This is a genomic window from Tunturibacter gelidoferens, assembly GCF_040358255.1.
Taxonomy (GTDB): Bacteria; Acidobacteriota; Terriglobia; order Terriglobales; family Acidobacteriaceae; genus Edaphobacter; species Edaphobacter gelidiferens.
This window is the reverse complement of the sequence record NZ_CP132938.1, coordinates 727,129-748,645: the sequence shown is the minus strand read 5'-3', so window position 1 is coordinate 748,645 and position 21,517 is coordinate 727,129. Positions and strand designations below refer to the sequence as shown.

Sequence of the window (21,517 nt, the reverse complement as noted above, 5' to 3'; positions counted from 1 at the left end):
TCCGAGGGTAGAATTTGTTCATGATTCGCACTTACCAGACACACACACCGACAATTCCTGCCAGCTCCTACGTCGATCTGTCAGCTCAAATCATCGGTGACGTTATCCTCGGCGAACAAGCGAGTGTCTGGATGAACGCGGTCGTCCGGGGTGACGTGAATTCGATCCGCATCGGTGCGAAGAGCAATGTACAGGACTGTGCGGTCCTGCATGGTATGCGCAATCTCTATCCGGTGATCGTAGGGGAGCTGGTGACCATCGGACACAATGCCACCGTGCACGGATGCGTGTTGGAAGATATGGTTCTGGTTGGCATCGGCGCGACCATCTTGAACGACGCCCGAATTGGGGAGGGATCTATCATCGCGGCGGGAGCGGTCATTCCAGAGCATACGGTGATTCCGCCGAACTCGTTGGTTGCGGGTGTTCCGGGGAAGGTGAGGCGAGCACTGGGCGATGCGGATCGGGAGTTGATCCTGAAGTACGCACAGAACTATCTGGATTACACGGCGATTTACCTGGCCGAAGCTGCTGGTGCGTAAATCAGGTGAGGCTTTCGCTACACTGGAAGTGATGGCTACTTTGAAGGCAGTACGCGGGACTCGGGACTTGTTGCCTCCCGAGACGGCGCTTTGGAACTATGTGGAGGCTACGGCGAGAGCCGTCTTTGCACGCTATGGATTTGGGGAGATTCGCACACCGATCTTCGAGGACACGTCGCTGTTCGCGCGTGGTGTGGGCGAGGAGACGGACATTGTCTCCAAGGAGATGTATACGTGGGAAGATCGTGCGCGGGCGGATAGTGATGGCGCGCAGAGCCTGACGCTTCGGCCGGAGAATACGGCTGGAGTTGTGCGCGCGTATATCGAGCACAAGCTTGCTGATACTGGGATGCTGCAGAAGCTGTTCTACATCGGGCCTCAGTTTCGCCGTGAGCGACCGCAGCGTGGACGATATCGGCAGTTCTGGCAGATTGGGGCTGAGGTGCTTGGACCAGCCTGGTCTGGTGCTGATAGTGCGCTGCGTGATGCTGAGGTTCTGGAGATGCTTTCTACCTTCCTGAACGAGTTGGGCGTGAAGGGGTGGAAGCTTGAGGTGAACTCGGTTGGTTCGTCGACGGATCGGCCGAAGTACATTGCTGCGCTGCGTGAGGCTTTGGCTCCGGTGAAGGACAAGATGAGTGCAGATAACCAACGTCGCGCGGAGACGAATCCGCTGCGCGTGCTGGACTCGAAGGATGCTGGAGATCAGGAGATCATCAACGGTCTGCCGAAGATCGCCGACTTCCTGGATGATGCGAGCAAGGAGCACTTTGCGCAGGTGCTTGCTGCGCTTGATGTTTGTGGAGTTGCTTATACGGTGAATCCGAGGTTGGTTCGCGGTTTGGACTACTACACGCGGACGACGTTCGAGTTCACGGTGCCTGATGGAAGCGGTTTGGGAACTCAGAACGCTCTGCTTGGTGGAGGAAGATACGACGGATTGTCGGAGATGCTTGGTGGACCGAAGGCTCCTGGAATCGGGTTCGCGATTGGCGAGGATCGGTTGATCCTTACGCTTCAGGCTCAGGAAGCGATGGCGAAACAGCAGAAGCTTGATGCGTTCGTTGCTCCAATGGGAGTTGAGAGGAATGCTGCTGCGCTTGCGCTGGCTCAGGAGCTTCGTCGAGCAGGACTTTCGGTTGAGGTTGGAGATGGAAGTTTCCGGCTGAAGAAGTCCTTCGAGGCTGCCGATAAGCTCGCTCGGAGAATGGTGATTGTCGGCGAAGATGAGGTTTCATCGGGTATTCTGACGGTTAAAGACTTTAGCGCTGGAGAGCAGACGAAGGTTCCTCGCGCTGAGCTTGCGGGTTTTCTGCGCGCTTAGTGAACTCTGCTTCCTGATTAGCTCCTCGCGAGCGACTTCGATTTTGAAAGTGAATGAGATCATGTTGGATTTTTTAGGTAGTTTGCAGCGGACCCATATGTGTGGCGAGCTTCGCGTGGAGCAGGATGGGCAGCCGGTGGTGTTGATGGGCTGGGTGAATCGTCGGCGGGACCATGGGAACCTGATCTTTCTCGATGTGCGGGACCGGAGTGGGATTACTCAGGTCGTGCTCGACAAAGAGGTGTCCGGCGAGGCGCATGCGAAGGCGGAGGCAGCGCGGTCGGAGTACGTGGTTGCGGTGAAGGGCAAGGTTCGGCGGCGCGGCGCGGGGCTTGAGAATCCTAATATGCCTACGGGCGCGATCGAGGTGGTTGCGAGTGAGTTGCTGTTGCTGAATGAGGCGAAGACTCCTCCGTTTTCGCCGGCGGAAGATGCGATTGCGAACGAAGAGGTGCGGTTGAAGTATCGCTATCTCGATCTGCGACGCACGGAGATGCAGCATAACTTCGCGCTGCGCAGCAGGGTTGCGATGGCGATTCGCAACTTCCTTGTTGAGCAGGGCTTTCTTGAGATTGAGACTCCTTTCATGACGCGTTCTACGCCTGAGGGAGCGCGTGACTACCTGGTGCCGAGCAGGGTGCATGCGGGCAGCTTCTATGCGCTGCCGCAGTCGCCGCAGATCTTCAAGCAGATCCTGATGATCTCGGGATTCGATAAGTATTTTCAGATTGCTCGTTGCTTCCGCGATGAGGATCTACGTGCAGATCGGCAGCCGGAGTTTACCCAGATCGACCTTGAGATGAGCTTTCCCCAGCAGGAGAAGGTGTTTCGCGTCGTCGAGGGTTTTCTGACTGCTGCGTTCAAGACGGCTTCGATCTCGTTGACGACTCCTTTTGTGCAGATGACTTATGACGATGCGATCAAGAACTACGGGATCGACAAGCCGGATATGCGGCTGCCGGCGATGGTTTCGCTGACTGATGAGTTGACTCCTGAGTTGAGGGAGACGTTGAAGATTGAGAAAGAGCTGCCGGTGCTTGGGTTTGTAATTCCCAAGGCGGGTATGCTGAGCGGGACGCAGAAGCGTGCGCTGGTGGAGGAGATTCGCGCTACGTTTGGCGACTGCGGCTTGGACTTTCTGGATGTGGCTCGGTTGAAGACGAATGATGCGTTTGCTCCGTTAGCTTCTGTGATTGAGGCGAAGCTGTCGGAGGAGCAGACTCGGTTTGAAGGTGCTGCGAGCCAGGTTGATGCTGCCGATCTGATCATTGTTGTTACTCCCAAGATTGGTGCTCCGGCTAAGTGGAACTTCGATCCGCAGTGGATCTATAAGCGGGTTGGTGCTTTGCGGTTGCAGCTTGCCACTAAGTTTGCCGACAAGCATGGACGGTTTGTGAAGACTGGTACCGAGGCTGACTTCAAGTTTCTCTGGGTCACCGACTTCCCGATGTACGAGTGGGATGAGGAGACCAAGGTTTGGAATGCGGCGCATCATCCGTTCACCTCGCCGCATGAAGAGGACATCAAGGCGGGCAAGTTGACGAGAGATAAGGGCGCGGTGCGTGCGCTTGCTTACGACATCGTGCTGAATGGAACGGAGCTTGGTTCGGGCTCGATTCGTATTCACCGGCAGGATGTGCAGGCGGAGATCTTCCGGTCGCTGGGCATGTCGGATGCAGAGGCGAAGGAGCGGTTTGGCTTCTTCCTGGATGCGTTGGAGTACGGCACGCCTCCGCATGGCGGGATTGCGCTGGGGCTGGATCGGATTGTGATGATACTTGCTGGTGCGACTAGCCTCCGTGAGGTGATTGCGTTTCCGAAGACGGCGAAGGCGATCGACCTGATGGTCGATGCGCCTACGCCGGTGAGCGATCAGCAGATGCGGGAGCTGCATTTGAAGACGGTGACGAGAACATAGAAACACTGCGCTGCCGCTTGGGCCCACTGAGCGTGGCGCGGTCACTTCGTGACTTGTATATCCCTTCGGGTGGTCCTCCCGATGGTCGGGATCGAGATTCGTTCGCGACCATCGGGAGCGCCGGGCGAAGCCGGTATACACGCCACGAAGTGGCCGCGCCGCGCGTAGCGGGCCCGTCCGGCAGGACAGGCATCTATGAGCTTGTGCTCTGCTCGAGCTCAAGGCGAGTGAAGACTTCCATGATGGCTCCGGGTTCGGCGAGGTCGAGGCCGTCGTTCGAGGACTCGACGGCGCGGACCACATCGGGTGTCTCCGGAGTGTTGTTGAGACGGACGGCGTTGGACGAGGCCAGCTGGAGTCCGTAGAGGAGCGCCGTGGCGCGCTTGGTGTCGATGCGGTTGGTGGCGAGCGCGTTGATGACCACGGAGAGTGCAAACTGAACCGCCTCGCGGTCTTCGAGAGCGCACAGCTCCAGATCTCGGCCGGCAGTGAAGTAGGGGCGAGAGATGTCGTTGGGCCGGAACTGCGCGTGGCGGACGTGGAGGCGATTGTGGAAGTAGCAGTAGTCGCCGCCGGTGAGGGCGGGCGCGTGGCATTGCAGACCGTTGGTCTTGATGTGACGGCAGATTGGATATTCCATGGTGCCTCTCCTGGGGTACCCCCTGGGGGGTATTTCCGTATAAGTTGAATGTTTGCAACAAGATGACAAATTGTCGTTTTGCTAAATTCGTGCAACCATTGGGGTTAGCGGCAAATACTTCTTTCTAAAGGGTTTAGGTTCAAAAACAAAAGCCCCAAGCTTTGGCTCGGGGCTTTTGAGATCTCTACCTTTCAAGTTTACCAAGTTGAGTGAAACTAATGCGCCACGTCGATCTTGTTTATTTTGTTTTGGTTAGATGGTTTGTGGGGTTGACAGGTGTTTTTGCTGGGGAATGCTCGGTTTTGTGGGGTCTGGCGAGATGCTGGTTCCTTCACTTCGCTGCGCTTCGGTCGGAATGACACGGTTTACGGGAACGGTGGTTCAACAAGTGTGGCGGTTGAATTTTAGGGCAGTGAGAAATCTCCGGAATTCGTTCTTGAGGTCTAGGCAGAGCGAAGCCTTCTTCGGTAAGTTTCTTGAATCTGAGGGCTGGCTGGCTGAAGAGGGCAGGTTGGTTCTGGGAGGGCTGGCGTGCGGGATGTGAGGCTCATTGCGGTGGCGATTGTCTGCGGGTCTTTGCTGACGGGATGCAGGCGGGTGGCTCCTATGAGGATGGATTCGTCGACTCCGGTGTCGGTTGTTGTGTCGCGTGGCGAGGGATACGAGCAGAGAATTGCGGCGACCTTTCAGGATCCTAAAGGGGGCGGGCATATTCGTGAGGTCACGGTGTCGGTGATGTCGAGTAACGTGCGGCCGGGAGAGCAGAGGGGGTGGTCGGCGAAGGAGTGCCTGGTGCGATACGACGTGCGGGCGCAGGAGATTGGACTGGTGCCGAATATGGGTGGGGTGTGGGGGACTCATCCGGCGAAGGTGGGGAGTTCGGCGAGGGTGAAGAACTCGCAGTGCACGGTGATGGCGGCGGGTGCTTCGTCGCAGGTTGCGGGGAAGAGTCTGACGGTGAGTCTTGTGGTGGAGTTTGCGCCGGAGTTTTCGGGGGAGAAGCGGGTTTATCTGCAGAGCGAGGATGCGGAGGGGATTTGGAGCGCGAATTATCAGCAGGCGTTTGGCAGCTTGACGGTGGCTGATTTGAAGTATGCCGTAGAACCTATCTAAAAACTAAAAGCTGATTGAAACAGGCAACGACAACGGCCAATACGGGGGTCTCTCCACTGCGCGACGGACGATGGGCTGTCCGCCGCTCCGGTCGAGATGACGATTCTTTGCGGTTTGGATTAGATCGAGAAACTGCAAGAGCAAGAACAAAAGCCACGGCTGGTCGGGAAGAGTTCTACATTCCCACCCATCGCATAGAGCGCGATGGATGGGGCACCCTGGGTGTTTGCTGGGGCTGGGGAATACAAAAACAGATCCTTACGGGATGACAACAAAAGAACAAACAACTGCAAAAAGGGACAACTGCAAACGCAGTAGTTTGATTGCCAAGGAGAGATGGAGTATTTCTATACGGCGTTGTCTTAGTTCATCCAGCGCTTGTCGTTGGGGTTCTTGCGGAGTTCGTCGGGGTCAACGTAGCGACCGTCCTTGTCGAAGTGGACTTCGCGGTTCTGCTTCTTCATGTAGACCTCGAACTTGCGGGCGGCGCGGCGGCGCTTCCAGCGGTAGTAGCGGTTGCGGACGCTGAAGTACTGCTCGGAGACGGCGAAGGCGAGACCGCGGCGGGGAGCGAATTTGACGAAGAGCGCGCCGCAGAGGGCTCCGGAGAGCTGGATGAGGGCGTTGAAGCTGTCGGCCTGCTTGAGCAGAATGGCGATGGCGATGAGGATGTAGATCGCGACCATGTACTTGGCCTTGATGCGAAGGACAAACCAGAGGAGAAACTCCTGGTCGCCGAAGATCATGGCGATGGCGACCATGAGGCCGAAGATGCCGGACCAGGCTCCGGCGGCGACGATGTCGGGACGCAGGCCGAGGACGTGGGTGAAGGAGAGGGCGGAGGCGAGGATGGCGCCGCCGATGACGGAGGTGAGGTAGAGCTCGGCCAGCCAGCGGCCGCCGAAGGAGGGTTCGAGGAGGGAGCCGGTGAACCAGAGGGTGAGCATGCCGAAAAGGATGCCGAGGATGCCCTGTTCGACGAAGGAGTAGGTGAGGAGTTGCCAGATTTCGCCGTGGAGGACGGCGAGGGGTTCGAGGATGAGGTGGGCGAGGAGGACGGCCTGGAGCTGCGGGGCTAGCCAGCGGAGGAGGAGGAGGCCGAAGAAGGTTCCGACGTTCAGAAGGATGAGCTTGCGGGTGGTACCTTCGAAGGCGGGGAGTGCGAGCGAGATGGGGCCGGAGCGAGGCATGGATGCTTTTCTTATTTCATCATAGGTTCTCCGGTCCGGTGGCGGGGAGAGTTTGCGCCGATTTGCGCGGACGGCGCTGCTTTTTTCATCAAAACGGGACGCCTTGCTGTTGGTCTGCGGATTTACACGCTGTTGTTTCCGGATTTAGTCGATGCGATCTTCGAGCAGCACCTTTACCATGTCGCCTGGCTGTTTGTTGATGGTTTTACGGATGTCTGCCTTGACGGGCAGTTTATGGGTGCCGTCGCCGAGGGCCATGAAAGAACTGCGGAAGGGGTGGCCATCGATCTTTCCGGTGACTTTGACGAGTCCTCGCGTGCCGAAGAATTTTACTGAGTCGGGCCAGACGACGTAGGTCCAACCACCTTTGGCAGGGCTCTTTTGCAGGGTGGCGGTGAAAGTTTTGTTCAGCATTGGGTGTGACCTCCTGTCATCCGGCCAGGAACTCCGTTTTGCCTGGAAGCAATATAAGCTGTTTTCGAGCGCTGTGTCCTGCCGGACGGGCCCACTACGCGTGGAGCGGTCACTTCGTGACTTGTGTAGGGCTTTGCTCGGCGCTTCCGTTGGTCGCGAAGGAAGATGTTTCCGACCAGCGGGAGGACCCGTGCCGCTCATTCCGGCAAGACCGGTATACGCGTCACGAAGTGACCGCCCTCCGCGCAGGAGGACCGTCCGGCAGGACATTACTATTTTGCCGGGGTTGGGGGGCGCTGGCCGCGTTCGGGTGTGGGGAGGACGGCTATGCTGCGGTGGCCGGCGGGGTCGACGGAGCGGACGGCGAAGACTACGTTGTCTTTGGAGATGGCTAGCTTGAGGTTGAGGGAGGAGCCTGCGGTCTCGGAGTCGGTCCAGACGGGCTGGTCGGTCTCGCGAAAGACGACCTCGTAGGTGGTGTTGGCGGGAGCGCCGGTGGGGGGCTGCCAGGTGAGTTCGGTGTTGTTGTCGAGGGCGGTGGTGAGGATGCGGACATTCTGCGGCTCGCCGGGGGCGGAGGCGAGGGTGGCGAGGGTGGCGGCGTTGAGGCGGGCTACGTTGGCGACGTAGTTGAAGTCGACGAACTGGAGGAGGTCGCCGAACTGAGTGCCGTTTTCGGTGCGGACGTCCTGGTGCTGGTGGTTGAAGTTTTCGGTCCACTCGGTGAAGCGGACGGCGGCGAAGCCCTCCTGGTTGAAGCTGGTGTGGTCGCCGCCGCGGAGGAAGCGGTCGCGACGGAAGATGAGGACGGGGTGGAAGGCGGGGATCATGTGCATGGCCGTGCTGTGGGGGCGGTTGGCGGGGGTTCCGGCGGAGAGGCGCTGCGAGGTGGGGTGGAAGTAGGTGGAGGAGACGTCGACGATGGCGCGGGCGAGTTCGCGGGAGGGGGAGTCGCCTTCGGCGCCGAGATTTTCGATGGTGCGGAGCTGGTCGGGGGTGGCGTTGGCGGGGACGCCCTCGGAGAAGACGCGGACGGTGGTCTTGTCCTGGATGTTGGGGGGTGTGGTGCTGCCGGGGGTGGTGTCGCCGCCGACGATGTCGTTGTTGAGGACGGCTTCGAGCTGCCAGTTTTCTTCGCGGGCGAGTTTGGCGAGGTGGGCGCTGCCGTTTAGGCCTTGTTCTTCTCCGGCTACGGCTACGAAGACGATGGTGCCGGGGAACTTGAGTTTGCTCAAGATCCGGGCGGATTCGAGGGAGACGGCTACTCCGCTGGCGTCGTCGTTGGCTCCGGGGGCAGGGTCGTGGGTGTTTTCGTTCTTCGAGTTGCGGGAGTCGTAGTGGCCGGTGACGAGGACCATGCGGGCGGCCTGGGCGGGGTCGGTGCCGCGGAGGACGGCGTAGACGTTGGAGATTTTGGTTGGTTTGGTGATGCGGGAGTTGGGCGCGGTGCTGGCGGGCTCGGTGAAGGTGTCGCGCTTTACTTCGAGGCAGTTGTTGCAGGCGGTGGAGATGGATTTGAACTCGGACTCGATCCAGTCGGCGGCGGCGTTGACGCCGGTGTTGGGGGCGAGGTCAGTGTCCATGCTGGAGAGGGTGCTGCGGTTGTTGAAGGAGATGAGTTTGGTGATGGTGGCTTTGATGTGGTCGGGAGAGACCTGTGCGAGGGCGGCGGTGATGGCGGGGTCGGCTGGTGCGGTGGTGATGGGGAGGCCGGTGGTGAGGGGCTGTTGGGCTTGTTGGGCGTGGAGAAGGGTGCAGGCGAGGAGGGCGGTGGTTCCGAGGAAGCGAGAGCGGGCCGGGCGTGCGGGCGGGACGGATGCAGCGATCACGAAGTTTTTCTCCTTGTGCAAAACCGAGATGCCGGGTGAATCGTATGCTTGACGTGGGAACGGGATGGCCGCTAAATAAATAGCAAGGGCGTCCGTCGGGATGTTCCTGTAATCCTATAGACGGGCGAGTGGGCCCAAAGACCCTGGAGGCACGACCATGGCTGTTGTTTGTCCGGAATGCGATAACCCGATTGTTGTTGACGTCGATGAAGTGGAAGAGGGAGAGACGGTGCAGTGCGATGAGTGCGGCGTCGATCTCGAGGTTGTTTCTGTTGATCCACTGGAGTTGGCGGCTGTCGACGATGCGGGTTATGACGATGAAGATGTAACGCATACCGACGAGGAGGAAGAGGAGTAACGGCTGATCTGGATGGTGATAGCCGTATACTGGAAGACATGAAGCGTACTGATCTCTTGCTCCGTTCGTTTGCCGGTAAGGTGATTCTCGCGTCTTGCTCGCTGATGACTGTCTTTGGTGCTGTGCAGTCGATTTCCGCGGTTGCGGAGCAGCGGGGTCCTGTGCAACGGGTTGTCCAGGGTAAAGTTGTCGATGCCGAAGGGACGGCCGTGAAGGGCGCGGTGGTCTACTTGAAGGACGATCATAGCCTCGCGGTGAAGAGCTACTTTTCAGACGATGCGGGCGGCTACCGTTTCGGGCAGCTGGTGCAGAATACGGATTATGAGATCTGGGCTGAGAGTAACGGGAAGAAGAGCGGCGTGAAGACGATCAGCTCTTTCGACAATAAAAATCAGTTTTATATCGATTTGAAGATCGGCAAGTAACTGCTGGTCCTGCCGGACGGGCCCACTACGCGTGGGGCGGTCACTTCGTGACGCGTATACCGGTCGTGAAGGAATGAAATGCCTGGTCCTCCCGTTGGTCGGAGGAGGACTTCAGGACGATTGCTGGAACGGCTCTAGTCGGCGATGCCTGGGTTGGGTGGGTCTACGCCGAGGGCGGTGGCCAGGGCGATGAGGTGGTCCTGCTCCTGCATGAGGATCTCGCGGATGGACTCGCCGATGGCGAACTCGTTGAGCTCGTCGCACTGGCGGATGCGGCGGCGGTAGTTGGCGATGGTCTTCTTCTCGTTTTCGAGGTCGAAGCGCAGCATATCCTCGGCCTTCTCGGAGGTCTTGACTGGCTTGGGGGTGACGGATGGCATGCCGCCGAGATAGTCGATGTGATTGGAGAGGGCGATGGCATGGGCGAGCTCTTCGGTGGCGTGGATGGCGAGCTCGTCGGCGATATTCATATATTGAGCGCCTTTGAGGACCTGCGAGTAGACGACATAGGCGATGATGGCCTGATATTCGCGGGAGAGATCTTCGTTAAGGAGATCGACTAGTTTTTCGCGGGTGATGACCGAGGGTGCGGTTGCTTTATCAGGCATGTGTTCTCCAATCGTTCTACGGTGCGTGGTCTTTGGTGTGAGATGCAGAAACTACAGGTGGAGTTTGTGAAGGAGGGATTGCCGGTGTGAAGCGAAAAGCAGATTCCTCCGCTACGCTGCGGAATGACAAACAAGAAGGCGAGGACGAAGCAAGGACAGAATGCGGGGATCTCTCCACTGCGCGGCTCGCGATGAGACTGCGAGCCGCTTCGGTCGAGATGACGGTGATCAGGAGGGTATGCCTACAGCGGAAGGGATTTTAGCCATTCGCGGAAGGCGGGACCGAGGTCTTTGTGCTTGAGGGCGAGCTCTACGGTGGCGCGGAGAAAGCCTTGCTTGTCGCCTCCGTCGTGGCGCTTGCCTTCGTAGACGAAGCCGTAGACTTTCTCGTGTTGCAGGAGGGCTTTGATGCCGTCCGTGAGCTGGAGCTCTCCGCCTGCGCCGGGGGTGATGTGCTCGAGCATCTCGAAGATGCGCGGGGTGAGAATGTAACGGCCGATGATCGCATTCTGCGAGGGCGCGTCTTCGGGTTTGGGTTTTTCAACGAGGTTTTTGACGGCGAGCAGGCGCGGGTTTTTGGGGTCGGGGGTGCAGTCGAGGCAGCCGTAGTTCTGGATGGCTGCGCCTTCGACGATCTCGGAGCCGAGGATGCTGGATTGGGTTTCGTTGAAGGCTTCGACCATCTGCTTCATGCAGGGGATGGTGGCGTCGACGATGTCGTCGGGGAGGAGGACGGCGAAGGGTTCGTCGCCGACGAGCTCTTTGGCCATGAGGACGGCGTGGCCGAGGCCGAGGGGTTCGGGCTGGCGAGTGTAGGTGATCTTGGCGAGCTTGGAGACGGAGCGGGCGACCTCGAGGAGGGCGGTTTTATTCTTTGCGGCGAGGGAGGCTTCAAGCTCGGGGCTGCGGTCGAAGTGATCTTCCATGGTGGACTTGCCGCGTCCGGTGACGATGATGATCTCGGTGCAGCCGGCGGCTACTGCCTCTTCGACGCCGTACTGGATGAGGGGCTTGTCGACGAGGCAGAGCATCTCTTTGGGCATGGCCTTGGTGGCGGGGAGGAAGCGGGTGCCCATGCCTGCGGCGGGGAAGACGGCTTTGCGGATTTTCTGGGGAGCCATGGTTGGAGTCATCAATTCCTTGGATGCAGGTCTGACTTTGAAAATGCTAACAGGGCTGGCGGAAGAGTGGGATAGTCCGATCGGGTTGGGAAGAAAGTTGGATGGTATTTGCAGCCGTTCATGGTTCGTGAATGCGGGCGGCGAGATCGGGGGCGACTTGCTTGAAGTGTCTGGGATTAAGGGTGTAGATGCGGGTTGCGTTCGCCTTGCGCGCGCAGGAAAGGATTAAGGCGTCGTAGATCATTGCGCCAGTGAGTCCCTCGGCTACGAATCTTTCGATTGTTGCCATCTGTTCCGCGGGGGTCAGAGCGATCACGTTAAAACGTTTGCTTGTATGTTTGACGATCTGGAGAGCTGCATCGGCTGGGAGGCGGTATGGAAGTGGAAGCCGGGTGAGGACGGCAAAGATTTCGGACAGGGTGTGAATGGCGCACGCGCCGCCACGGGCGTCGGCGACGGCAAGCCGATCGAGGCATGCGGGCTGCCGTGGATCGTAGGGTTGGGAGGCCGCAACGATGACAGAGGTATCGACAAAATTCATCGTTTTTTCAGGTCGCCCATGAGGGAATCTATGCGGTCGTTGCGGTCTGTCTCGATCCAGTCAGCGATATCGAGCTGCGGGAGTGGACCTGCGTCATAAACCAGCGTCCCTTTTTTCATGTAGAGGCCGCGAGGCCTGGCTTCTGGTTGAATCACGAGCCGGTCGCCCTCTTGATGAAGAGTAAGCCGGGTACCCGGCACGAGATGGAGGGCATCTCGAAGTTTCTTGGGTACGACGACACGGCCAGCTTTGTCTATTTCGGTAATGGCATTCATGATTGCCATTTTACCATTTTGAATGCCATTGCGCGGTGAATTTCCTGCGCGGTGAATTTCCTGCGCGGTGAATTTCCTATAAGACGGGGGAGTCGTCGTGGAGCATGGCTTTGCGGATGATTTTGATGGGGGCGAAGCCCTGGCGCATGAAGTTGTCGTGGAAGGTCTGGAGGTTGAAGGCTGCGCCTTGTTTTTGCATCATGTCGGCGCGGAGCTTCATGATCTGGAGCTTGCCGAGGGTGTAGTAGAGGTAGGTGGCGTCGGCGGTGCCACGCTTGGTTTCGACGAGGCCGACGGAGTGGGACTGGTAGCCGTCGGTGACGAAGAAGTTGACGGCTTGGTCGAAGGTGAACTGGCCAGTGTGGAGCTTGATGGAGTTGACGAAGCGGGCATCGCGAAGGAGGGCGTCCTGGATCTGGCCGAGGCGGATGAGTTTGGCTTCGCGCTCGTTTTGGGCTCCGGTTCCGGGTTGGCCGTATCCCTGGTCGAGCATCATCTGTTCGGTGTAGTGGGCCCAGCCTTCGATGTTGGTGTTGGCGCCGAGGATCTTGCGGACGGTGGAGGGGAACTGCGGGGTCCAGAGGAACTGGACGTAGTGGCCGGGGTAGGCCTCGTGGACGCTGGTGGAGATGACGGTGCCTACGTTGAAGGCGGCCATGTGCTCGGCGATGTGCTCGGGCGTCCAGTTTTTCTCGGGCAGGGTGACGTTGAAGTAGGCCTTGGTGGAGTGGGTTTCGAAGGGGCCAGGAGGGTCCATCGATGCTTGCGTGGTGGCGCGCATGAAGGGTGGAGTCTCCTCTAAGGTGGGTTCGACCTTGGAGGGAATGGTGATGATGTGGTGGGTGTTGATGAAGTCGATGAGGCTGGCGAAGGTTTGGTTGAAGGTGCTGAGGAGATTGTCGGGCGCGGGGTGGATGGTGGCTAGTTCGGCGAGGACCTGCTGCGGGGTCTTGGTGGGGTCGACCTCTTTGGCTACACGGGCGAACTCGGCCTGGTTTTTGTGCAGGTCGGCGAAGGCGATTTCGAGGAGGTGGTCAAGGGGGATGTCGACCATCTCGTCGTAGCTGAGTTTTTTGGCGAAGGTGTCGGCGCCGAACTTGAAGTCGCCGTTGGAGCGGGGCAGGAGATCGGACTTGAGCCAGGCGGCGTAGGACTTGAGGGCGTCGATGACGGCGGCGTTGGATTTTGCGAAGGCTGCTTTGGTGTCGGCGTCGGTGGCGTCGGTAAAGGCGGAGGGGACGTCGGTCTGGAAGAAGCCGATGATGTCGTCGATCTGCTCGAGGGCGATCTCGGTGTAGATGTGCGGGGGATTTTTGAGGTTCTTGCGGGCTTCGAGGAGGGCTTGCGGCATCTGGTTTTCGCGGGACACGAGGGCTTTGAGTCGGATGTCGGCGGAGGCGTAGGGGCGCTCCATGATGACGAAGGCGGAGTTGGTGATGCCGGAGGAGTAGTTGTCGGGGTTCTTCTCCCAGGGGCGGATGACCTCGAGGGTGAGGAGGGTGCTGCGGATGCTGTTGAGGAGGATGGCGCGGTCGCCGGCTACGGAGGCGTCGAGTGTGGCGGGGTCGACGGCTTCAACTTTCTTCTCGTAGGCGTGGAGGGCGGCAATTTGTTTTTGGATGTTGGCGGCGGAGTAGTCCTCGAGCTTGTCGTCGTACTGGTGTAGACCGGCGGAGGTGCCGGCGGTGGGGCCGAAGTGAAAGTAGACGTCGGAGAAGTACTGGTCGGCGAGGTAGTTGAACGTCTGGACACCGCCGTCGGCGGAGAGGTGCTGGGCGTGGGCCTGGGGAGCCGATGCGAGCAGGATTGGCGTGAGCACGAGGGTTGCCAGGAGAGTGCGGTTCATTGACATTGCAATGAGTTTACGGCATGACTGACTGTTCGGCTGCTATCGCTCGGCTGAGATGGGGATGACGCCGTAGCGGACCATGATGTTGCCGATGCTGGCGATGTCGGGTGGGCCGTCGGTGTTGAGGGTGGCGGCTAGTTCGCGGAAGTACTCGGGGCCGAGGAGTCCGGGGGTTAGGAGGCACATCATGCGGGCGGTGTCGTTATGCAGATTGTTCTGGGAGTGCACGGTGCCGCGGGGGATGGTGAGTAGTTGGCCTGGTTTGACCTGAATCTCTTCGCCGTTGATGGTCCAGGTGGCGATGCCGTTAAGGCCGAGGATGGTCTCGTCGTAGTCGCGGTGCAGGTGCGGGACGCTGAGGTAGAAGTTAGGCGGGACGATGAGTTCGAAGAGATCGAAGGCGCCTCCGGTTTCGTGGCGGCTTTGGAGGAAGGTGACGCTGATTCTGCCGATTTGAATTGGGTAATGCATGGTTACCCCTTTCTGTTATCCATGAGACGGGAGAGGGTCCAAGCTCCGATAGTTGTAACCCGAAAAAAGACGGAAAGTTTGCATGCCGGAGACAAATGATAGTTATTGGGTTTCGGGGAGGGTGTACTCAAAGTCATAGGAGTGCTTGCCGTCGGCGATGTTGATGGACATCTTTCCTTAGAGGCCTGTGAGCTGGCCGGTGCCGGAGTCGGGTACGACGGTGACGCTGAGGCGTGGGGTGCCGCGCGTCATGGTGCCGGTGTGTTGGAGGGCGAAGGTGTCGGTGCGGCCGTTGAGGGTTCCGGTGACGATCTCGATGGCGACGTGGCCGGCGGAGCCTTTGACGGCTGTTCCGGCAGCAAGCATCGTGCCTTTGCTGGTGCCTTCGAGGTCGCCGTGGAACTGCTTGTCGAGGAGGAGACGGCCCAGGGCCTCGCTTCCAGCATCGGAGTCAGCGGGCTGAGGGGTGGTCTTCACTTCAAACGTTCCGTTGGCATGGGTCTGCAGGTTTGATTCCTTCGAAGATCGCGACCGGGTTGTTGAAAGCGTATGAGGTGGACGATGAGGAGATTGACATATAATTGGCAGGCTTAGAGTGCCTTCACTCCGATAATTCGTTAACTCGCGGGTTGTTGTACATGGTTTCATGATGACAGTTTCGAGGTGATACTCGATGTGCCTTCGCAGGGTTATGGTGATTGTCCTGGCCGCTTTGATCGCGTGCCACTGGGTTTCCGGCAGCGTAAGTCATGCCCAGGCTATTCCTACGGGAGACCAGTTGACCCAACTGGTAGCACCGATCGCGTTGTATCCGGATACTCTGCTGGCGCAGATCTGCGCGGCATCGACGGATCCTCAGCAGATCATCGATGCGAACAACTGGGTGAAACAGAACTCCGGGCTGCAGGGGCAGGCGTTGCAGGATGCGGCTTTGAAGGGTGGGTTTGATCCGGCTTTTGTCTCGCTGGTGACTTTTCCGCAGGTGCTGGACGCGATGGCGACGCATATTGACGACTATGCGGCGCTGGGGGCGGCGTTCAAGGCGAACCAGCAGACGGTGATGTCGGCGATACAGACGTTGAGGCAGCAGGCGTATGCCTCGGGTGCGCTGGACAGCAATGAGTACCAGACGGTTTCGGTGCAGCAGGACGGTGGGACGAAGGTGGTGGTGGTGCAGCCGGCGAATCCGCAGGTGGTTTACGTTCCGCAGTACCAGCCGCAGCAGGTTTATGTCAGCGGACCGAGCACGGGGGATGTGGTCGCGGCGTCCTTGCTGAGCTTTGGGGCTGGGATCGCGATTGGGGCGCTGATCAACAACAACCAGCCGTACGGGTGGGGCGGATGGGGTTGGGGTTGGGGTGGTCGCGGTGTGATCGTCCATAACAATGTTTGGGTGTACAACAACCACTACCACAGTCCTTATCCACCGTATCGGCCGCGGCCGCCGATGTATGGCCGGCCTATTTATGCGCGACCGCCGAATAATTGGAATAACCGTCCTGGGTATCGTCCGCCGCCGCCGGGGTATCGACCGAATGGACCGAACAAGCCGGGTTATCGACCGCCGCCGAACAATGGTGGACGTCCGCCGAATAATGGGAATGGTGGAAGGCCACCGGGGGGCAATGTCGGGACGCGGCCGCCTGGCAACGGCAACGGCGGGAATCGTCCGGGGAATGGTAACGGGACTCGGCCTCCTGGGAATGGAAATGGAGGCGGGACTCGACCGCCGGGTAATGGCGGAAATCCTGGGAATGGGGGAGGGACTCGACCTCCTGGGAATGGTGGAGGTGGCAGGCCGACTCCTACCACTCGGCCGGCACCAGCCCCTCGTCCTACTCCTACTCCTACTACTCGGCCCGCGCCAACGGCTCGCCCTACGCCTACTACGCGGCCTGCACCAAGTCGTCCTGCGCCGGGAGGGTCTTATTCCGGGCATCCACAGGGTGGTGCGAAGCCGGCGCAACGGCCTCAGCCGCAGACTGGTTCGCGGCCGGGCGGGTTTGGTGGCAACAACAATGGCGCGGCAACGCGTCAGGCCAGCAGTCGCGGCCAAGCCAGTGCCGGTGGACGTCCGGGAGGTAGATCGAGATGAAACTTTACAGGCGTGATTGGTGGTCTCGATCCCTTGTTGCGACACTGCTGACCTTCGGTGCGGCGTCTGCGTTGGCGCAGGACTCGCAGGTGAAGACATTTCCGACCTATCGGGCGGCGGCGGGCGCGTTTGTGTTGGCGGTCAAGGCGAAGGATGATGCCGCATTGAAAGAGATCCTGGGGACACAGGCGCAGGACCTGCTGTCGTCGGGTGATGCGACGGCCGATGAGAATGGGCGGGTGGGTTTCCTGAAGGGCTACGAAAAGGCGCATGCGTTTGTTCACAACGGGCCGGACATGGTCACCCTGACCGTGGGAACGAGTGCGTGGCCGCTGCCGTTCCCAATTGTGAAGGCCGATGGTGCATGGCACTTCGACGCGGTAAAAGGCGCGCAGGAGTTGGCTTATCGGCGGATTGGGCAAAACGAACTGGACGCTATCAAGGTGTGCCGGGCCTTACGTGATGCGCAGAAGGTGTATGCCGAGTCAGGCCATGACGGGAACCCCAGGGGCGCGTATGCGGAGCACGTTGTGAGTGCGCCGGGCAAGGAGAATGGTCTTTACTGGGAGACGAAGGAGGGCGAGGAGGAGAGTCCGGCTGGCAGCCTGGTGGCTGCAGCGACTAGTGAGGGGTACGACATACAGCAGGGCGGGAAGCGTACACCGTTTCATGGCTACTACTACCGGGTGTTGAAGGCGCAGGGAGCGCATGCGGTCGGCGGCGCGAAGGACTATGTGAGGGACGGGAAGATGACGGGCGGTTTCGCTATCGTTGCGTGGCCGGCGGAGTATGGGGCCAGTGGCGTGATGACCTTTGTTATTGGAAGAAGCGGGGCTGTGTATCAGAAGGATCTGGGAGACGGGACGGAGGCGGCTGTGAAGGCGATGACGATGTATGACCCGGATAGCTCGTGGAAGCTTGCGCGCTGAAGGGCGGCTGCCGGCTAGGTGGTGGTGAGAGAGTCGAGGAGGGCGCGGGTTTCGCTGAGGACTTCCTCGGATTTCGCGGAGGGGAGGGGCCAGCGTAAGGTGCCTTGTGGGGTGAACTGGGCTCCACGTTTGGTGTTGCGACTTACGAGTTTCATCAGCGTGGCAGGGTCTACGGTTTTGTTGTTGCCGTTGGTGAAGTGCGAGGGGTCGGCGTTGACGGCGGCGAATTTGACGTGGAGCATCTCTACGAAGGTTTTGATGGGCTGGGCTTTTGCTGAGCCGCGGGCGCTGTTGCCTTTGGGGTTGGGGAGTTCGACTTGCGTGCGCTTGCGGTCGAGTTGAGAGATGCCGAGTTGTTCGCAGTGGAGGCGGATCTCGCCTGCGGCTAAGAGGTTGAGGACGGTCTCGGGTGGTGTGCCGTAGCGGTCCTGCAGTTCGGCGCGGACGTCGGCGAGGTCGGCTTGCGTTTGCGCGCCGGCGATGCGCTTATACATGCGGAGGCGCTGGTTCTCTTCGGGGATGTAGTCGCTGTCGATGCGGACGGAGATGCCGAGGTTGATGACGGTGTTGGCGTGGGCGGGTTTTTCTTCTTCGCCCTTCATCTTGCGGACGGCCTCTTCGAGCATGGTGGTGTACATCTCGAAGCCGATGGCTTCGATGTGACCGGATTGCTCGCCGCCGAGCATATTGCCTGCACCGCGTAGCTCGAGGTCGAGGGCGGCTATTTTGAAGCCTGCGCCGAGGTCGGAGAACTCTTTGAGTGCGGCGAGGCGGCGGCGGGCGATTTCGGTTAGCTCAGTTTCGGGTGGAATGAGTAAGTAGGAATAGGCGCGGCGGTTGCTTCGGCCTACGCGGCCGCGCAGCTGGTAGAGCTCGGAGAGGCCGTGGCGGTCGGCGCGGTTGATGATGATGGTGTTGGCGAGGGGGATGTCGAGGCCGTTTTCGATGATGCTGGTGGCGACGAGGACGTCGTACTCGTGGTTCATGAAGGCGAGCATGACGCGCTCGAGTTCGGCTTCGGGGAGCTGGCCGTGGCCGATGACGATGCGGGCTTGCGGGACTAATTCGCGAATCTTTGAGGCAAGGTCGTAGATGGTTTCTACACGGTTGTGGACGAAGTAGATCTGGCCGCCGCGCTCGAGCTCCATCTCGATTGCGGTGCGGATGAGCTTTTCGTCGAACTTGGCGACGATGGTCTGGATGGCCATGCGGTCTTTGGGTGGGGTTTCGATGACGGACATATCACGTAACCCGATCAGTGACATATGCAGGGTGCGTGGGATGGGCGTCGCGGACATGGAGAGGACGTCGATGGCGGCACGCATCTGCTTGAGGCGTTCTTTGTGGCGGACGCCGAAGCGCTGTTCTTCATCGACTACGAGGAGGCCGAGGTCCTGGAACTTTAAGTCTTTGGAGAGGACGGCATGGGTGCCGATGAGGATGTCGATCTTGCCGGCTTCGGCTTTTTCGAGGATGATCTTTTTCTCTTTGGCGGTTCGGAAGCGGGAGATCATCTCGATGTTGACGGGGAAGTTGGCGAAGCGTTTTTTGAAGGACTCGAAGTGCTGGAAGCTGAGCACGGTGGTGGGGGTGAGGACTGCTACTTGTTTGGAGTCCTGCACGGCTTTGAAGGCGGCGCGCATGGCTACTTCGGTTTTGCCGTAGCCTACGTCGCCGCAGAGGAGGCGGTCCATGGGGCGAGTGGACTCCATGTCAGCCTTGATGTCGGCGATGGCGGTCAGTTGGTCGTCGGTCTCGTTGAAGTCGAAGGCGTCTTCGAACTCGTGCTGCATGTTGGTGTCGGGGGAGAAGGGCGTGCCAACGGCGGCCTGACGCTGCGCGTAGAGCTTGAGCAGCTCGGCGGTCATGTCGGCCATCGCCTTCTTTACGCGGGCTTTGGTCTTCTGCCAGGCTTGCGTGCCTAGTTTGTTTAACTCCGGCGGTGGGCCGGTCTCGCTGGAGCGGTACTTCTGGATTAAGTCGAGGCGCGTGAGGGGGACGTAGAGCTTGGCTTCGTCGGCGAACTCGAGGATCATGAGCTCGAGTGGCGGGGCGTCGTTCTCTTCGATGACGCGCAGGCCGCAGTAGCGGGCGATGCCGTGTTCTACGTGGACGACGTAGTCGCCGACGGCGAGGTCGCGGAAGTCGGAGATGAAGGCGGCGGCCTTGGATTTGCCGCGACGGACGGGGCGGGTGGTGACGTCCGCATCGTCGGTGAGGTCTTGTGCGCCGAAGATGACGATCTGGCGGGCGGTGGCTTTATCTAGATCAAGGATCTGGACGCCAGCGGCGATGGGGGTTTTGACGATGACAGGGATGCGAAGGTCGATGGTGTTTCCGCCGAGGTAGCTGGACTCGGTGTAGACGGTGGAGCTGCCGGGGCTCTCGTTGCGGGAGCCGAGGCGGTAGGGGAGCTGGTACTCCTGCAGGAGGCCGGCGAGGCGCTCGACTTCGCCTTGATTGGGGGCGGTGAGGAGGATGCGGGCTTCCTGTTTGATGAGGGCGTTGATGGCGTCGATCATGGCTGGGATGGAGCCGTGAAAGCGCATGGTGGGGCGGGTGGCGAAGTCGACTTCGGAGAGGTCGCTGCGGTCGGCGTCGAGGATGTCGACTGCGCCTAGCTGGTCGAGTTCGATGCCGGGGAACTTGTGGAGGCGGTCGTCGAGGTCCCAGGGAGAGAGGTAGATGTCTTCGGGACGGACGAGGTTGCCGATGCCGGAGCGCTCGTGTCGCTGTTCGATCTTGTTCCACCAGCGTTCGCCCTGATTTTTGATCATGGCGGGCTCTTCGAGGAAGACGCGGGGGGCGGTGGGGCTGGAGGCGCTGAGGAGGTCGAGGAGGGTGAGGTTGGCGCCGGCTACGGGGGCGAAGAACTCCCAGCCGGGGAAGATGGTGGCCTCTCCGGTGCGGGTGCTGACGTGGGTTAGGAGTTCGGCGGGCTCTTCGCCGCCTTCGAGGACGGCTCCGGCTTTGCCTGCGCGGGTGAGGCGGGCGTTGATGGCCGTGAGGAGCTTGTCGGTGACGGGAGTTTCGGTGAGAGGGAGGAGGAGTGCGCTGTCGAGGGTGGAGGCGGAGCGCTGGGTGTCGGGGTCGAAGCGGCGGATGGATTCGATCTCGTCGCCGAAGAAGTCGATGCGGACGGGGCGGTCGATCTCGGGGGAGTAGACGTCGAGGATGCCGCCGCGGAGGGTGACCTGACCGGGCATCTCGACGACGTCGACTTTGGCGTAGCCGACGGAGAGGAGGTGCTCGACGAGCATGTCGGGCATGTACTCTTCGCCAATCTTGAGATGGAGGGTGAGGGCGCGGTAGTAGTCGCGGGGGAAGAGACGCATGCAGGCGGCTTCGACGGGTGCGATGACGAGGCGGGCCTGGTTGGTCGCGTGCTGGCTGATTTTCCAGAGGGTGGCGGCGCGGGTCTCCTGGATCTCGGGGTGGGGGGAGAGATTTTCGAAGGGGAGGACGTCGTGCGCAGGGAGGCTGAGGACGGATTCGGGCGGCAGGGCGCCGGTGAGCTCGCAGGCGCTGATGACGGCGGCCTGGAGGGCTTCAGCGGCTTTGTTGTCGGCGACGATGATGACGCAGGGGGCTTGCGCGGCGCGGACGAAGAAGGGAAGGTAGAGGGCGCGTGCGGTGAAGGTGAGTCCGGAGACACGTCTGCGCCCCGTGCCTCCGCTGAGGTGGCGGCGTACACGCTCAAAAGCTTCAGAATGCTCCAAGTCTGCGAGGAGCTCGCGGACGAAGGGAAGAACCATGCTGTATGGAGTTTATCAAGCGGAGTCTGCACGGGTTTACTCCGCAGAGTGATTTGGAGTAGTATCTGGCTCCCGCAGGGAAATAGAGCCTGCGCTGCTGCCCGATTTCGACATTTTTTC

At 60.0% G+C, this 21,517-nt stretch carries 20 protein-coding genes; 8 read left to right on the top strand and 12 right to left on the bottom strand.

What is annotated here, in order from left to right:
- The first annotated feature begins 20 nt into the window (after positions 1-20).
- The 3 genes from RBB81_RS03545 to aspS all read left to right on the top strand — a co-directional run bounded on the left by RBB81_RS03545 (position 21) and on the right by aspS (position 3,784).
- Positions 21-542: a gamma carbonic anhydrase family protein gene (locus tag RBB81_RS03545; RefSeq protein WP_353072737.1), complete on the top strand. Its 522-nt coding sequence runs from the start codon at positions 21-23 to the stop codon at positions 540-542.
- A gap of 31 nt (positions 543-573) precedes the next feature.
- On the top strand, positions 574-1,866 hold the full coding sequence (gene hisS / locus RBB81_RS03540) for a histidine--tRNA ligase (RefSeq protein ID WP_353072736.1): 1,293 nt from the start codon (positions 574-576) through the stop codon (positions 1,864-1,866).
- A 61-nt stretch (positions 1,867-1,927) separates the two neighbouring features.
- Positions 1,928-3,784: an aspartate--tRNA ligase gene (gene aspS, locus RBB81_RS03535; RefSeq protein WP_353072735.1), complete on the top strand. Its 1,857-nt coding sequence runs from the start codon at positions 1,928-1,930 to the stop codon at positions 3,782-3,784.
- A gap of 193 nt (positions 3,785-3,977) precedes the next feature.
- Here aspS and RBB81_RS03530 read toward each other — a convergent pair whose 3' ends face one another.
- Positions 3,978-4,424: a hypothetical protein gene (locus tag RBB81_RS03530; protein WP_179580258.1), complete on the bottom strand. Its 447-nt coding sequence runs from the start codon at positions 4,422-4,424 to the stop codon at positions 3,978-3,980.
- A 531-nt stretch (positions 4,425-4,955) separates the two neighbouring features.
- Here RBB81_RS03530 and RBB81_RS03525 point away from each other — a divergent pair.
- Positions 4,956-5,537, top strand: a complete 582-nt coding sequence (locus RBB81_RS03525) for a hypothetical protein (RefSeq protein ID WP_183791056.1) — start codon at positions 4,956-4,958, stop codon at positions 5,535-5,537.
- Between the two features lie 362 nt (positions 5,538-5,899).
- On the opposite strand, the gene RBB81_RS03520 is transcribed toward RBB81_RS03525, so the two are convergent.
- From RBB81_RS03520 to RBB81_RS03510, 3 genes are all read right to left on the bottom strand, one after another.
- Positions 5,900-6,727: a rhomboid family intramembrane serine protease gene (locus tag RBB81_RS03520; RefSeq protein ID WP_353072734.1), complete on the bottom strand. Its 828-nt coding sequence runs from the start codon at positions 6,725-6,727 to the stop codon at positions 5,900-5,902.
- 144 nt (positions 6,728-6,871) lie between these two features.
- The gene (locus RBB81_RS03515) at positions 6,872-7,141 is read right to left on the bottom strand and encodes a DUF1905 domain-containing protein (RefSeq protein WP_353072733.1); all 270 of its coding nucleotides are present in this window, start codon (positions 7,139-7,141) and stop codon (positions 6,872-6,874) included.
- A gap of 272 nt (positions 7,142-7,413) precedes the next feature.
- The gene (locus RBB81_RS03510) at positions 7,414-8,970 is read right to left on the bottom strand and encodes a M20/M25/M40 family metallo-hydrolase (RefSeq protein WP_353072732.1); all 1,557 of its coding nucleotides are present in this window, start codon (positions 8,968-8,970) and stop codon (positions 7,414-7,416) included.
- A 157-nt stretch (positions 8,971-9,127) separates the two neighbouring features.
- On the opposite strand from RBB81_RS03510, the gene RBB81_RS03505 reads away from it, so the two are divergent.
- Together RBB81_RS03505 and RBB81_RS03500 are read left to right on the top strand one after the other, a co-directional pair.
- Positions 9,128-9,328 (top strand): hypothetical protein, encoded by a 201-nt coding sequence (locus RBB81_RS03505; RefSeq protein ID WP_179580248.1) that lies wholly within the window; start codon positions 9,128-9,130, stop codon positions 9,326-9,328.
- A 38-nt stretch (positions 9,329-9,366) separates the two neighbouring features.
- Positions 9,367-9,753 (top strand): carboxypeptidase-like regulatory domain-containing protein, encoded by a 387-nt coding sequence (locus RBB81_RS03500; protein ID WP_353072731.1) that lies wholly within the window; start codon positions 9,367-9,369, stop codon positions 9,751-9,753.
- A 134-nt stretch (positions 9,754-9,887) separates the two neighbouring features.
- Here RBB81_RS03500 and RBB81_RS03495 read toward each other — a convergent pair whose 3' ends face one another.
- The 7 genes from RBB81_RS03495 to RBB81_RS23455 all read right to left on the bottom strand — a co-directional run bounded on the left by RBB81_RS03495 (position 9,888) and on the right by RBB81_RS23455 (position 15,095).
- On the bottom strand, positions 9,888-10,361 hold the full coding sequence (locus tag RBB81_RS03495; protein ID WP_353072730.1) for a ferritin-like domain-containing protein: 474 nt from the start codon (positions 10,359-10,361) through the stop codon (positions 9,888-9,890).
- 242 nt (positions 10,362-10,603) lie between these two features.
- Positions 10,604-11,482, bottom strand: coding sequence for a UTP--glucose-1-phosphate uridylyltransferase GalU (gene galU, locus RBB81_RS03490; protein ID WP_353072729.1), 879 nt, complete (start codon positions 11,480-11,482; stop codon positions 10,604-10,606).
- Positions 11,483-11,600: 118 nt separating this feature from the next.
- Positions 11,601-12,023 carry a type II toxin-antitoxin system VapC family toxin gene (locus RBB81_RS03485; RefSeq protein ID WP_353072728.1) on the bottom strand — a complete coding sequence of 141 codons (423 nt, stop codon included), beginning with the start codon at positions 12,021-12,023 and terminating at the stop codon, positions 11,601-11,603.
- Positions 12,020-12,307, bottom strand: coding sequence for an AbrB/MazE/SpoVT family DNA-binding domain-containing protein (locus tag RBB81_RS03480; RefSeq protein WP_183791068.1), 288 nt, complete (start codon positions 12,305-12,307; stop codon positions 12,020-12,022). Before RBB81_RS03480 ends, RBB81_RS03485 begins: the two co-directional genes overlap by 4 nt.
- A gap of 67 nt (positions 12,308-12,374) precedes the next feature.
- Positions 12,375-14,144, bottom strand: a complete 1,770-nt coding sequence (locus tag RBB81_RS03475; RefSeq protein ID WP_353072727.1) for a DUF885 domain-containing protein — start codon at positions 14,142-14,144, stop codon at positions 12,375-12,377.
- A gap of 42 nt (positions 14,145-14,186) precedes the next feature.
- A complete protein-coding gene (locus RBB81_RS03470) occupies positions 14,187-14,618 on the bottom strand; it encodes a cupin domain-containing protein (RefSeq protein ID WP_353072726.1) in 432 nt (143 codons plus the stop codon).
- 177 nt (positions 14,619-14,795) lie between these two features.
- A complete protein-coding gene (locus RBB81_RS23455) occupies positions 14,796-15,095 on the bottom strand; it encodes a DUF3224 domain-containing protein (protein WP_423248049.1) in 300 nt (99 codons plus the stop codon).
- Positions 15,096-15,396: 301 nt separating this feature from the next.
- On the opposite strand from RBB81_RS23455, the gene RBB81_RS03460 reads away from it, so the two are divergent.
- Together RBB81_RS03460 and RBB81_RS03455 are read left to right on the top strand one after the other, a co-directional pair.
- On the top strand, positions 15,397-16,713 hold the full coding sequence (locus RBB81_RS03460; protein ID WP_353072724.1) for a DUF3300 domain-containing protein: 1,317 nt from the start codon (positions 15,397-15,399) through the stop codon (positions 16,711-16,713).
- Positions 16,710-17,642, top strand: coding sequence for a DUF2950 domain-containing protein (locus RBB81_RS03455; RefSeq protein WP_179580239.1), 933 nt, complete (start codon positions 16,710-16,712; stop codon positions 17,640-17,642). The genes RBB81_RS03460 and RBB81_RS03455 overlap by 4 nt, the downstream gene beginning before the upstream one ends.
- A 14-nt stretch (positions 17,643-17,656) precedes the next feature.
- Here RBB81_RS03455 and mfd read toward each other — a convergent pair whose 3' ends face one another.
- Positions 17,657-21,397 carry a transcription-repair coupling factor gene (mfd, locus tag RBB81_RS03450; RefSeq protein ID WP_353072723.1) on the bottom strand — a complete coding sequence of 1,247 codons (3,741 nt, stop codon included), beginning with the start codon at positions 21,395-21,397 and terminating at the stop codon, positions 17,657-17,659.
- Positions 21,398-21,517: the final 120 nt, after the last annotated feature.

Excerpts from the sequence above, each read along its gene's own strand:
- RBB81_RS03480 (WP_183791068.1), bottom strand. The coding sequence starts at position 12,307 with ATGGCAATCATGAATGCCATTACCGAAATAGACAAAGCTGGCCGTGTC.
- RBB81_RS03485 (WP_353072728.1), bottom strand. The coding sequence starts at position 12,023 with ATGAATTTTGTCGATACCTCTGTCATCGTTGCGGCCTCCCAACCCTAC.
- galU (WP_353072729.1), bottom strand. The coding sequence starts at position 11,482 with ATGGCTCCCCAGAAAATCCGCAAAGCCGTCTTCCCCGCCGCAGGCATG.
- hisS (WP_353072736.1), top strand. The coding sequence starts at position 574 with ATGGCTACTTTGAAGGCAGTACGCGGGACTCGGGACTTGTTGCCTCCC.
- RBB81_RS03500 (WP_353072731.1), top strand. The coding sequence starts at position 9,367 with ATGAAGCGTACTGATCTCTTGCTCCGTTCGTTTGCCGGTAAGGTGATT.
- RBB81_RS03470 (WP_353072726.1), bottom strand. The coding sequence starts at position 14,618 with ATGCATTACCCAATTCAAATCGGCAGAATCAGCGTCACCTTCCTCCAA.
- aspS (WP_353072735.1), top strand. The coding sequence starts at position 1,928 with ATGTTGGATTTTTTAGGTAGTTTGCAGCGGACCCATATGTGTGGCGAG.
- RBB81_RS03520 (WP_353072734.1), bottom strand. The coding sequence starts at position 6,727 with ATGCCTCGCTCCGGCCCCATCTCGCTCGCACTCCCCGCCTTCGAAGGT.
- RBB81_RS03505 (WP_179580248.1), top strand. The coding sequence starts at position 9,128 with ATGGCTGTTGTTTGTCCGGAATGCGATAACCCGATTGTTGTTGACGTC.
- RBB81_RS03475 (WP_353072727.1), bottom strand. The coding sequence starts at position 14,144 with ATGAACCGCACTCTCCTGGCAACCCTCGTGCTCACGCCAATCCTGCTC.
- RBB81_RS03455 (WP_179580239.1), top strand. The coding sequence starts at position 16,710 with ATGAAACTTTACAGGCGTGATTGGTGGTCTCGATCCCTTGTTGCGACA.
- RBB81_RS03515 (WP_353072733.1), bottom strand. The coding sequence starts at position 7,141 with ATGCTGAACAAAACTTTCACCGCCACCCTGCAAAAGAGCCCTGCCAAA.
- mfd (WP_353072723.1), bottom strand. The coding sequence starts at position 21,397 with ATGGTTCTTCCCTTCGTCCGCGAGCTCCTCGCAGACTTGGAGCATTCT.
- RBB81_RS03545 (WP_353072737.1), top strand. The coding sequence starts at position 21 with ATGATTCGCACTTACCAGACACACACACCGACAATTCCTGCCAGCTCC.
- RBB81_RS03530 (WP_179580258.1), bottom strand. The coding sequence starts at position 4,424 with ATGGAATATCCAATCTGCCGTCACATCAAGACCAACGGTCTGCAATGC.
- RBB81_RS03495 (WP_353072730.1), bottom strand. The coding sequence starts at position 10,361 with ATGCCTGATAAAGCAACCGCACCCTCGGTCATCACCCGCGAAAAACTA.